The following is a 10817-nucleotide window of genomic DNA, read 5'->3' as shown; positions in this document are numbered from 1 at the left end:
TTCGGGCGCGAAAAGCCCCGCATCGCCAGTCGGCGGAGCGGGGCGCGTGGTGCGAGCGACGCCCCGGGCGCCGCCGCATGATTATCGTCGGACGTTATACTCAAGCTGCTCCTGCGTCAGCTGAAAGCCGACGAGCAACTCGAAGCTCGCGCGTTGCACCGCCGCGCGGACTTCGGGCAGGCTGAGCGGGTCGATCGCCGCATCCTGATCGCCCGGCCTGCGCTTGCGCGTGATGCGTTCCTGAATGTCGGCGGGCAAGGTCGCCGCGGCGCGATCGACATAGGCCGACGCCTGCGCGCGGCCGGTGCCGCGAGTCTGGCCCTCGGCAAAGGTCACCGCGACATTGCCGAGCCGCTTGGCGACGACCGCGGTACCGCCCTGCAGCACCGTCGCATAATAGGGCAGGGTCACCGTGCGCGCCGGGCCGGCGTCGCGGCGCGTGGCCACCACGTCGAAGTTTGCGAGCTGATAGACTTTGTCGCCGCTATCATTGCACTGCGACGTCACGTTGGTGATTGTCGCGACAACGTCGATCGCGCGCGCATCGCGGCTCGTCTGGGGGTCGAACAATGTGATGTCGCCGGTGTGCAATGGCACCGCGACCGCCGGACAGGCGGTCCGCGTCGCAGTGATGCCGACGCCTCCCGCCAGTTCGATTTCATTGTCCCTGGCGCAGCCCGCGACCGTCGCCATGGCCGCCGCGCCGCACGTCAGGATCATTGTTTTGCGGGACGGAAGCGAAATCGCGATCATGACAAGACTTTCCAAACAGGCGCGCAAACAGGTTTCGGGACGATTGATCCCGCTTCATGCGCGCCGCTTCTTATCGGTGCGATGAACAAGGCGCAACCGACGAAGCGGCTTTACCCCGCCGCACCTGCTGCGCTAGAGCGCGCGCACCATGAACGCACATCATCCGACGATGTCGGCGACGACCCGCGACGGCGCCCTGCTCAAGGTGCTGATCGCGGCACCGCGCGGTTTTTGCGCGGGCGTCGACCGCGCGATCCGCATCGTCGAACTGGCGCTCGAACGGTTCGGTGCGCCGGTCTATGTCCGGCACGAGATCGTCCACAACCGTTATGTCGTCGAATCGCTGAAGGCGAAGGGCGCGATCTTCGTCGAATCGCTTGATCAGGTGCCCGACGGCGTTCCCGTGGTTTTCAGCGCCCACGGCGTGCCGAAAGCGGTGCCCGCGAAGGCCGAAATGCGGGGGCTCGACTATATCGACGCGACCTGTCCCCTGGTCTCGAAAGTGCATCGGCAGGCCGAGCGCGCGCATGAAGCCGGTCGCCACATCATTTTCATCGGCCATGCCGGTCACCCGGAGGTTGTCGGGACGCTCGGGCAATTGCCCGATGGCGCAATGACGCTGGTCGAATCGGTCGACGATGTCGCCGCGCTGGCACCGGTCGATGAAGACAGGCTTTCATTTCTGACGCAGACGACGCTCTCGGTCGACGACACGCGCGACATCGTCGCCGCGCTGCGCCATCGCTTCCCGGCCATCGCCGGGCCGCGCGGCGAGGATATTTGCTATGCGACCTCAAACCGGCAGGAAGCGGTCAAGGCCATTGCGGCACGCTGCGACCGGATGATCGTGATCGGCGCGCCGAACAGTTCGAACAGCCTCCGGCTCGTCGAGGTGGCCGAGCGGCTCGGCACCCCGGCGCATCTCGTCCAGCGCGGCCACGACGTCGACCCGGCGTGGCTTGATTCCATCGGTACGCTCGGCATCACTGCGGGGGCCAGCGCGCCCGAAACGCTGGTGCGCGAGGTCATCGACGCGGTTTCCGCGGTGCGCCCGATCGTCGAGGACGTCGTCGTGACCGCCGAGGAGAATATGGTGTTCAAACTGCCGCGCGGCCTCGAAGCTGCCTGATGGCCGTCTATACCCACGTCGAACCCGACGACCTTGCCGCGCTGGTCGCCCAATATGACATCGGGACGGTCGTATCGTGCAAGGGGATTGCCGAGGGAGTCGAGAACAGCAATTTCCTGCTCGAAACAACGCGCGGGCGCTTCATTCTGACGCTTTACGAAAAGCGCGTCAGCGAAGGTGATCTGCCCTTTTTCGTCGAGCTGCTCGACCATCTAGCGAAACGCGGCTGCCCCGTTCCGGCCATGATCCGCGACCGTGAAGGCCGGGCAATCCAGCAGGTTTCGGAACGCGCGGCGTGCATCATCCAGTTCCTGCCCGGCATTTCGCTGACCCATCCCACGCCCGGACAGTGTCAGGCGGCCGGCGCCGCAATGGGCGCGATGCACCGCGCGGTCGCCGATTTCGCGGGCGCGCGCGAAAACAGCATGGGGCATCGCCACTGGCGCGCGATTGCCCAGGGCGCGGGCGATCTCGACGCGGTGATTCCGGGATTGCAGGCCATCGTCGACGAGGAACTCGACCATCTCGACGCCCACTGGCCGCGCGACCTGCCCGCGCATGTCGTCCACGCTGATCTGTTCCCCGACAATGTGCTGATGCTTGGCGAGCGCGTCACCGGCCTGATCGATTTCTATTTCGCAGCAAGCGATTTTCGCGCTTACGATGTAGCGGTAACGCACGCTTCGTGGACCTTCTCCACCGATGGCAGCGACTGCGATATCGGGCGCGCCAGCGCGCTGATGCGCGGCTATGCCCGCGAAGTCGCACTGACCGACGAAGAGTTTGCGGCGCTGCCGCTGCTGGCGCGCGGCGCGGCGCTGCGCTTTTTGCTGACGCGGGCGCACGACTGGATTCATACGCCACCGGGCGCGCTCGTCACCCGCAAGGATCCGGCGCCCTTTCTTGCACGGCTGCGGCGTTATCAGGCGGCCGACGCGGCCGCGCTCTTCTCCGCAGCATGAGCGAGCGGCGTACGGTCATCGTCGCCACCGACGGGGCGTGCAAGGGCAATCCAGGCCCCGGCGGCTGGGGTGCCGTCCTGCGCTGGGGCGAGGTGGTCAAGACATTGTCGGGAGGCGAGGCCGACACGACGAACAACCGCATGGAACTGATGGCGGCGATCGAGGCGCTCGCGGCGCTCAAACGTCCGTGCAACGTCGAATTATCGACCGACAGCGTCTACGTCCGCGACGGTATCACCAAATGGATCTTCGGCTGGCAGAAAAACGGCTGGAAAACCGCCGCGAAAAAACCCGTTGCCAACGCCGACCTGTGGCAACGACTGATCAAGGAGGCCGCGCGGCACAAGGTCGAATGGCTGTGGGTCAAGGGCCATGCCGGGCACGGCGACAATGAACTCGCCGACCAGCTCGCCAGCGACGCTGCGCTGAAAATGGCGCGGGCGCGCTGAACGCCAGCGCATTATTCCTATTCGGTTTCGCGGACTTCGGCACCCGGTCCATTCTTCTGAATCGACTCGATGGCGTTCTTCGCCGATGCCTTGCTGCTATACCCCTCGGTCCAGAAGATCGTTTCGCTATTATATTTGAAATAGGCGACAAATTCGCCGACCTTGTTCTTCTTGATCTCGAAATAATGGGCCATGCCATCCTCCACTGGTCGCGCCGCGCCGGGGCTGGCGGCCGAAGGCCATGCTAATCGAGCGATTTTCGCGCGCAAGGGGCGATGGCTACCCGAAGCGCGACGCCGCGAAGGGTGACGGGTCGATCCATCCGATCGCGCCCTGTGGCTCCGGCGCCCCCAACTGCGCGGCAAGCAACGCCGCGATCGCCGGGGCCGTCTGGATGCCAAAGCCGCCCTGCCCGGCGCACCAGATGAAACGCGGCTCATGCCGGTCGGCTCCGAACACCGGAAGCCGGTCGGGCGCGAAGCTGCGCAGCCCGGCCCATTTGCGCTCGATAGCAGCGACCGGCCAGTCGACGACCGACTGCAAACGGTCAATCGCCGTTGCAACGTCGATCTCCTCAGGAACCACGTCGTGTGGATCGACGGGCGTTTCGTCGTGCGGGGTAAGCCAGATGCGTCCCTCGCTCTCGCCCTTGAAATAAAAAGCGCCGCCGATGTCGATGACCAGCGGCAAGTCGGCGGGAACAGGCACACCAAGCCGCAATTGCAGCATCGTCCGGCGACGGGGCTGAATACCGACCGGCGCGACCCCCGAAGCCGCCGCGACCTGATCGGCCCAGGCGCCGGCAGCATTGACGAGCAGGTCGGCGCGGATCGTCGCACCGCCGACCTCTACCTCCCACCCCTGCGTCATGCGGCGCGCGCGGCGAAAAGGAGCCCGCGTGACGAGCGACGCGCCCGCGCGCTTCGCGGCGCGCAGATAGGCGGCGTGCAGCCTGCCGACGTCGATGTCGCGGCACGCTGCTTCGTAGGCCGCTTCGCACCAATGCGGGCGAAGTCCAGGGATATGCGCTGCGACGGCGGCACCCGAAATCCGGTCGACAGCGACGCCTTTCTCGGAAAACGCGGCCGCAAAAGCATCGACGGCGACGGCATCGACCGACCGCCCCAGCGTGAGCGCGCCGCGTGGGGTAAGGAAACCCTGCTCGGCAAAATCGGCAGGCGGCCGGTCGAGTGCATCCAACGACGCGCGGGTCAGTGGCTGCACCCCGGCGCCACCATAGCTTTCATGCCAGAAGGCGGCCGACCGGCCCGTTGCGTGATAACCGGGCGTATCCTCCGCCTCGACAAGCAGGACGCGGCGCCACGGCGCGAGCGCGGCCGCAAGGCTGGCGCCCGCAATCCCCGCGCCAACGATCAGGACGTCGGTTGCGGAAGGGGCGGTGCCGGTCATGCTGGCCGCATATCGGTTGCCCCGCGGAATGCAAGCGCGGCGGCGCTGCGAACATGGTTACGCTTTGGTAAGCCATAAGCATTACGAGCGGGCCGATGGAAAATGGCACGATCGCGCTCGGCCTGATGGCCGTTCTGGGGCTGATGATGATCGCCGCGGCGGTGAGTGACATCCGGTCGCGAACCATTTCCAACGAGCTCAATGTCGCAATGGCGATCCTTGCGGTTCCCTTCTGGGTGGTGTCGGGGCTGACGCTCTGGCCCGACGTGCCGATCCAGTTCGGCGCGGCGTTGCTGGTCTTTCTGGTTTTCGCCCTGCTTTTCGCGATCGGTGCGATGGGCGGCGGCGATGTCAAAATGATCTGCGCCGTGATGCTGTGGATCCCGCTTCCGCTGGTCCTGCCCATGCTGATGGTCATGGCAATCGGCGGCGGAATCCTCTCGCTGATCATGCTTATCCATATGAAACTGCGCCCTTCGGAGCGGCCGGTGGAAGTCCCTTATGGTGTAGCCATCGCCGCCGCAGGACTTTGGGCGCTTCACCAACACTATCTTAACCAGTTTCAGGCTATCGGTTTGTCCTGAGGGCAAGCACCGCCGTTTCCGGACGGTGCAGGAGGCGAAAAATCGTCATGGATACGCGAAAGATTATGCTGATCGTCGGCGCGCTGGTGATTGCCATCGGCGCGGCATTCGGGGTCAACTATATGATGCGCGGAGCGGGGGCTCCCGCCGCACGGGCGGCCGCGGCGCCCGAGATCACGGGACCGATGATCCTGGTCGCGACGAGGCAATTGCCCGTCGGCACGATCGTCGGGCCGGACAGTTTCCGGTTCCAGCCCTGGCCAAAAGATCTCGTCGAGAACGCCTATTTCGTGAAGGAAAAAACCGACGTGAACACGTTGGTCGGTACCGTCGTGCGCCATCCGATCACGGCAGGACAGCCGCTCACGCAGGGTGCCCTCGTCCATCCCAACGATCGCGGCTTCCTTGCCGCGGCGCTCGGGCCCGGTATGCGGGCGATCACCGTCAAGGTGTCGCAGGAACAGGGCGTCGCGGGTTTCGTCTTTCCCGGCGACCGCGTCGACGTGGTGCTGACGCAGACGATCGAGGTCGAGGAAGGCAGCACCTATCCCGACGACCAGATCTTCACCGCCGAGACCATCGTTCGCAACATCCGCGTGCTGGCAACCGACCAGCGCTATGACGCAGAGGACGAGACGGGCAAGACGCCGGTGCGCACCTTCGGTTCGGTGACGCTCGAAGCGACGCCGGAGATTGCCGAAAAAATCGCCGTCGCACAGGGCATGGGCCGCCTGTCGCTCGCGCTCCGCCCGCTGGCCGAAAGCGCCGGCGAACTCGACGCCGCGATCGCTTCGGGTGAAATCAACGTTCCGGCTTCGGGGGGCACCGCTGCCGAAAGGAAGATGCTGGCGCAGGCCGCCGCGCGTCCGGTTGCCAGCCGTTCGTCGGCGACCACCGGTGGCGACGTGTCGCGCTTCTGGATCCCGGTACGCGGGCGCGTCACTGCGCCGCGTCCGCAGCAGGCAGACAACAGGGGTGGTTATGCGCCGGCCAATGACGGTCGCGGAGTGTCCGCGCCGACCGGCCCGGTCGTGCGCGTGACCCGCGGCGACAAGATGACCGAAGTTCCGGTTGGGGGTAAGTAAGATGAACAGCAAAGCCAATTTCAAGGCGGCGGCTCTGGCGCGCACCCTCGCCATCGGCCTCGTGGCAGCGACGCTGATAGCGGCCCCGTCGCGACCCGTCGCGGCGCAGGCGGTACAGAATGCCAGCAGCAGCATCGACCTTTCGGTCGGTCGCGGTCGCCTGATCAGCTTGCCCGCCGCGATGAGTGACGTGTTCGTTGCCGACGACAAGGTCGCCGATGTGCAGGTCCGTTCGAGCCGCCAGCTCTATGTCTTTGCCAAGGCGCCCGGCGAAACGAGCATCTATGCCACCGACGCCAGCGGACGGGTCGTGTTCTCGACCGTCGCGCGCGTCGGCAACAATATCGAGACGATCGACCAGATGCTGTCATTGGCAATGCCCGAAGCAAGCATTGCGGCGAACACGATGAACGGCTTTGTGCTGCTCACCGGCACCGTCCGGTCGCCCGACGATGCGGCCGAAGCCGAACGGCTGGTACAGGCCTTTGTCGGCGATCAGACCAAGGTGCTCTCGCGTCTGCGCACGGCGACGCCGCTGCAGGTCAATCTGCAGGTCCGTATCGCCGAGGTGAACCGCTCGCTCGTCAAGGAGTTGAGCGGAAACCTGTTGACCCGCGACACCGACGGCCCCCTTGGCAACGGTTTTCTGGGTGGGGTGTTCGGCGGCCGCCAGGCGGGCACGATCACGACCGACGCCAACGGCAATACCATCTACTCCATCACGACTCCGCCCGGAACACGCAGCCTGGCCGGAGCGGGCCGCCTGTTCGGGCTCGACCTGATCGCTTCGCTCGACATCGGCGAGCGTTCGGGACTGGTGGCGACGCTGGCACAGCCCAATCTCACGGCGATTTCGGGCGAGACCGCCGACTTCCTGGCGGGCGGCGAGTTTCCCGTGCCGATCCCCGGCAATTTCGCGGGGACGACCATCGAGTATCGCAAATATGGCGTCAGCCTGGCCTATACGCCGACCGTGCTGTCGAACGGCCGCATCAGCCTGCGCGTCCGTCCCGAAGTTTCGGAGCTGTCGACCGAAGGCGCGATCGAGATGCAGGGGTTTCAGATTCCCGCGCTCACGATCCGCCGCGCCGAAACCACGGTCGAGCTGGGTTCGGGCGAAAGCTTCATGATCGCCGGATTGCTCAACAACCGTTCGATCGGCGCCATCGACAAGATGCCGGGCCTCGGCGACGTGCCGCTGCTCGGCACATTGTTCAAGTCGGACAGCTTCCGCCGCGGCGAGACCGAACTCGTCATCGTCGTGACGCCCTATCTGGTCGAACCCGTCTCGGCGAACGACATCAAGCTGCCGACCGATGCGTTCCGCGATGCCGACGACTTGCAACGCCTGCTGCTCAACCAGACGAGCGATGGCGTGACGGGCGGCGACCGTCCGAAGCCACGCCTCGACTCCAATGTGGGTGATGCCGACCGCCCGCGCGGCGGCGGCAGCGACGCCTCGCCCGGTTTCAGCATCAAGTGACACGGCCGATTTCAGGAGCAAAGTGATGAAAAATATCGCAACTTGGACGGTCCTGGCGCTGGCGACGACCCTCGCCGGATGCGCGGGCAGCGCCTACAGCAATCGCAGCCTGGAATCGGTCCATCAACCGGTCGTGCGCAACAGCATCTATCAGTTCGATGTCGCCGCGAAGGATGGCGAACTGCCGCCCAGCGAACAGGGTCGTCTGCAAGGCTGGTTCGATGCGATGGGCATCCGCTATGGCGACCGCGTCGCAATCGAGGACCCCTCGCTTTATGGCGCATCCTCGGCGCAGGCGACCGTCCGGGCGATGGTCGAACGCCGCGGACTTCTGCTCAGCAAGGATGTGCCGGTGACCACCGGTGCTGTTCCCGACGGTCATATCCGCGTCGTGGTTACGCGCGCATCGGCGTCGGTGCCGGGTTGCCCCGACTGGAACAGCAAGTCGTCGCTGAACTCGCTCAACGCGACTTCGTCCAATTATGGCTGCGCGACCAACAGCAATCTTGCAGCAATGGTCGCCGACCCCAACGACCTCATCAAAGGCACGCGCGACACAGGCCATGACCCGGTCGCGGCAACGCGCGCCATCCAGACCTATCGCACGAAACCTCAGACCGGGGCCGGCGAACTGACCAAAACACCCACGAGCGGAGGCGGCCAGTGAACGCTCATTTCAAATCTGCAACGCTGCGCGATCCTTTCAACGCGTTCGTCTGTGACGATGATACGCTGGAACTGATCCGCGTCGCGGCCAGCGACATGGGCTGGCCGATGGAAAAGTGCAACAAGGGCGGCCTGCGAAACGCGGTGCAATCGCTGTCGGTGTCGGCAAGCCCCAATATCCTTTTTGTCGACATGTCCGAATCGGGCGATCCGATCAACGACATCAACGCGCTGGCCGAAGTTTGCGAGCCGGGTACCGTGGTGATCGCGGCGGGGCAGATCAACGACGTCCGCCTGTATCGCGATCTGCTGTCGAGCGGGATTCAGGATTACCTGCTGAAACCGCTGTCGCTCGACCAGGTCCGCGAATCGCTGACGATGGCGCAAGCCATGCTGTCGGCGCCGAAACATGCCGACATGCACGACGACAAGCCGCATCACATGATGGCGGTTGTCGGGGTGCGCGGCGGCGTCGGCGCGTCAATGGTCGCAACCTCGCTTGCCTGGGCGATCAGCGAACAGGCCGACCGTCAGACCGCGCTGCTCGACCTCGATGTTCATTTCGGGACCGGCGCGCTGACACTCGACCTCGAGCCGGGCCGCGGGCTTATTGATGCGATCGACAATCCCAGCCGGATCGACGGCTTGTTCATCGAACGCGCCATGGTCAGGGCTTCGGACAAGCTTAGCCTGTTGTCGGCCGAAGCGCCGATTCACCAGCCGGTGATGACCGATGGATCGGCCTTTTTCCAGCTCGAGGAAGAATTGCGCAATGCCTTCGAGATGACGATCGTCGACATCCCGCGCCAGGTGTTGATCCCCTTCCCGCACCTTGTGTCGGAAGCGGGAACGATCCTGCTGGTCAGCGATGTCACCCTGGCCGCCGCGCGCGACACGATCCGCCTTTTGTCCTGGTTCAAACAGAATGTGCCCGGCGCACGCGTGCTGCTGGTCGCCAACAAGTTCCAGAGCGCGATCGGAGAACTGTCGCGCAAGGAGTTCGAGTCCTCGATCGAACGTGCGATCGACATCGTCATTCCATTCGATCCCAAACTCGTCGCGCAGGCAGCAAAGCTGGGCAAATCCTATGCCGAAACGTGCAAGGGCACGAAGGCGGCGCAGGTCTGGACAAATCTGATGCGGCTCATCCTCGACGGCGCCGATGTCGAATCCGAGGTGGCTGCCGCTTCGGCCAAGAGCAAATCGGGCGGATCGCTGCTCGGCAAACTGGGTTTCACCAAAAAGGGCGCAAAACAGGCGGCGTGACGGCGCATCGGGCGCGCCGCCGCGCTCCGCAACAAAAGAAGCGGACACCTGCTTACCATGAACCTGCCAGTCATCCTTATCGTCGCCGGGGCCATCATGGCTTTTGCGGTTCTTGCGATCCTGCTTCAGGGTCCGTCGGCGGGCAAGGCAAAGTCGCGGCGGCTGGCGATGGTCAAGGATCGCCATGCCGCTTCGACCGAGGCAGTCGTCGCGGCGCAGATGCGCAAAACCATCCAGTCGGTGGGACGCCGGGGCAACTCGTCGCTGACCAGCCTGCTTCCCCGCCGCGAGGAACTCGAAAAGCGCATCCGGCGGACAGGCAAGAGCTGGACGCTTACCCAATATATGTTCGCCTCCATGGGACTGTTTGTCGTGGCGACCGGCGCGATGCTGATCGTCCGCGCCCCGTTCCCGATGGCCGCGCTCGTCGGACTGCTGATCAGCCTTGGCCTGCCCTATCTGGTCGTCGGCATGGCGATCAAGAAGCGCGTCGCACAATTCAATGCGCGCTTTCCCGATGCGATCGACCTGCTGGTGCGCGGGCTGCGGTCGGGCCTGCCGGTGACCGAGACCTTCCAGGTCGTCAGCCAGGAACTGCCCGGCCCTGTCGGCGAGGAGTTCAAAGGCGTCGTCGAGCGGATCCGGATCGGTAACACGATGGAGGCGGCGCTTCAGGAAACGGCCGAAATGCTCGGCACGCCCGAGTTCCAGTTCTTCTGCATCACCATCCAGATCCAGCGCGAGACGGGCGGCAACCTTGCGGAAACACTGGCCAACCTGTCGGACGTGCTGCGCAAACGTGCGCAAATGAAGCTGAAGATCCGCGCAATGTCATCGGAAGCCAAGGCGTCGGCCTATATCGTCGGCGCGCTTCCCTTTTTCGTCTTCGGCGTCGTGTGGACGGTGAACCCCAGCTATCTTGCGGGTTTCTTCGTCGAACAACGCCTGATCGTCGCCGGGATCGGCGGGCTGATCTGGATGAGCATCGGGGCCGGAATCATGGCCAAGATGGTCAATTTCGAGATTTGAT

The 10817-nt window shown here is 64.7% G+C and carries 12 protein-coding genes; 9 read left to right on the top strand and 3 right to left on the bottom strand.

Annotation, left to right across the window (positions count from 1 at the left end; all coding sequences use genetic code 11):
* Positions 1-81 precede the first annotated feature (81 nt).
* Positions 82-753 carry a hypothetical protein gene (locus SALA_RS05735; RefSeq protein WP_011541438.1) on the bottom strand — a complete coding sequence of 224 codons (672 nt, stop codon included), beginning with the start codon at positions 751-753 and terminating at the stop codon, positions 82-84.
* 148 nt (positions 754-901) lie between these two features.
* Between SALA_RS05735 and ispH the strand changes: the two genes are divergently transcribed.
* The 3 genes from ispH to rnhA are packed head-to-tail and all read left to right on the top strand — an operon-like array spanning position 902 to position 3293.
* Entirely contained in the window at positions 902-1882 is a 981-nt protein-coding gene (gene ispH, locus SALA_RS05730) for a 4-hydroxy-3-methylbut-2-enyl diphosphate reductase (RefSeq protein WP_011541437.1), read from the top strand.
* Positions 1882-2844 (top strand): homoserine kinase, encoded by a 963-nt coding sequence (gene thrB / locus SALA_RS05725; protein WP_011541436.1) that lies wholly within the window; start codon positions 1882-1884, stop codon positions 2842-2844. Before ispH ends, thrB begins: the two co-directional genes overlap by 1 nt.
* Positions 2841-3293 (top strand): ribonuclease HI, encoded by a 453-nt coding sequence (gene rnhA, locus SALA_RS05720; RefSeq protein WP_011541435.1) that lies wholly within the window; start codon positions 2841-2843, stop codon positions 3291-3293. Before thrB ends, rnhA begins: the two co-directional genes overlap by 4 nt.
* Before the next feature lie 17 nt (positions 3294-3310).
* Here rnhA and SALA_RS16710 read toward each other — a convergent pair whose 3' ends face one another.
* The gene (locus tag SALA_RS16710; protein ID WP_084764679.1) at positions 3311-3487 is read right to left on the bottom strand and encodes a YegP family protein; all 177 of its coding nucleotides are present in this window, start codon (positions 3485-3487) and stop codon (positions 3311-3313) included.
* A gap of 85 nt (positions 3488-3572) precedes the next feature.
* Positions 3573-4703, bottom strand: a complete 1131-nt coding sequence (locus SALA_RS05715) for an NAD(P)/FAD-dependent oxidoreductase (RefSeq protein ID WP_011541433.1) — start codon at positions 4701-4703, stop codon at positions 3573-3575.
* A 143-nt stretch (positions 4704-4846) separates the two neighbouring features.
* On the opposite strand from SALA_RS05715, the gene SALA_RS05710 reads away from it, so the two are divergent.
* From SALA_RS05710 to SALA_RS05685, 6 genes are all read left to right on the top strand, one after another.
* Positions 4847-5287, top strand: a complete 441-nt coding sequence (locus SALA_RS05710; protein WP_237700926.1) for an A24 family peptidase — start codon at positions 4847-4849, stop codon at positions 5285-5287.
* 47 nt (positions 5288-5334) lie between these two features.
* Positions 5335-6372: a Flp pilus assembly protein CpaB gene (cpaB, locus tag SALA_RS05705; protein WP_011541431.1), complete on the top strand. Its 1038-nt coding sequence runs from the start codon at positions 5335-5337 to the stop codon at positions 6370-6372.
* Between the two features lies 1 nt (position 6373).
* Positions 6374-7855 (top strand): type II and III secretion system protein family protein, encoded by a 1482-nt coding sequence (locus SALA_RS05700; protein ID WP_011541430.1) that lies wholly within the window; start codon positions 6374-6376, stop codon positions 7853-7855.
* A 25-nt stretch (positions 7856-7880) separates the two neighbouring features.
* Entirely contained in the window at positions 7881-8522 is a 642-nt protein-coding gene (locus SALA_RS05695; RefSeq protein ID WP_011541429.1) for a CpaD family pilus assembly protein, read from the top strand.
* Positions 8519-9787 carry an AAA family ATPase gene (locus SALA_RS05690; protein ID WP_011541428.1) on the top strand — a complete coding sequence of 423 codons (1269 nt, stop codon included), beginning with the start codon at positions 8519-8521 and terminating at the stop codon, positions 9785-9787. The genes SALA_RS05695 and SALA_RS05690 overlap by 4 nt, the downstream gene beginning before the upstream one ends.
* Positions 9788-9883: 96 nt before the next feature.
* Complete coding sequence (locus SALA_RS05685; RefSeq protein WP_011541427.1) at positions 9884-10816, top strand: type II secretion system F family protein; 933 nt, start codon at positions 9884-9886, stop codon at positions 10814-10816.
* The last annotated feature ends 1 nt before the right edge of the window (position 10817 follow it).

The sequence above is a fragment of the Sphingopyxis alaskensis RB2256 genome, assembly GCF_000013985.1.
Taxonomy (GTDB): domain Bacteria; phylum Pseudomonadota; class Alphaproteobacteria; order Sphingomonadales; family Sphingomonadaceae; genus Sphingopyxis; species Sphingopyxis alaskensis.
The sequence above is the reverse complement of the archived record's forward strand: the minus strand, read 5'-3'. Positions and strand labels throughout refer to the sequence as shown.

What these genes read in the sequence shown, in the direction of transcription:
- SALA_RS05735 (WP_011541438.1), bottom strand. Translation starts at nt 753, where the DNA reads ATGATCGCGATTTCGCTTCCGTCCCGCAAAACAATGATCCTGACGTGC.
- ispH (WP_011541437.1), top strand. Translation starts at nt 902, where the DNA reads ATGAACGCACATCATCCGACGATGTCGGCGACGACCCGCGACGGCGCC.
- thrB (WP_011541436.1), top strand. Translation starts at nt 1,882, where the DNA reads ATGGCCGTCTATACCCACGTCGAACCCGACGACCTTGCCGCGCTGGTC.
- rnhA (WP_011541435.1), top strand. Translation starts at nt 2,841, where the DNA reads ATGAGCGAGCGGCGTACGGTCATCGTCGCCACCGACGGGGCGTGCAAG.
- SALA_RS16710 (WP_084764679.1), bottom strand. Translation starts at nt 3,487, where the DNA reads ATGGCCCATTATTTCGAGATCAAGAAGAACAAGGTCGGCGAATTTGTC.
- SALA_RS05715 (WP_011541433.1), bottom strand. Translation starts at nt 4,703, where the DNA reads ATGACCGGCACCGCCCCTTCCGCAACCGACGTCCTGATCGTTGGCGCG.
- SALA_RS05710 (WP_237700926.1), top strand. Translation starts at nt 4,847, where the DNA reads ATGATGATCGCCGCGGCGGTGAGTGACATCCGGTCGCGAACCATTTCC.
- cpaB (WP_011541431.1), top strand. Translation starts at nt 5,335, where the DNA reads ATGGATACGCGAAAGATTATGCTGATCGTCGGCGCGCTGGTGATTGCC.
- SALA_RS05700 (WP_011541430.1), top strand. Translation starts at nt 6,374, where the DNA reads ATGAACAGCAAAGCCAATTTCAAGGCGGCGGCTCTGGCGCGCACCCTC.
- SALA_RS05695 (WP_011541429.1), top strand. Translation starts at nt 7,881, where the DNA reads ATGAAAAATATCGCAACTTGGACGGTCCTGGCGCTGGCGACGACCCTC.
- SALA_RS05685 (WP_011541427.1), top strand. Translation starts at nt 9,884, where the DNA reads ATGGCTTTTGCGGTTCTTGCGATCCTGCTTCAGGGTCCGTCGGCGGGC.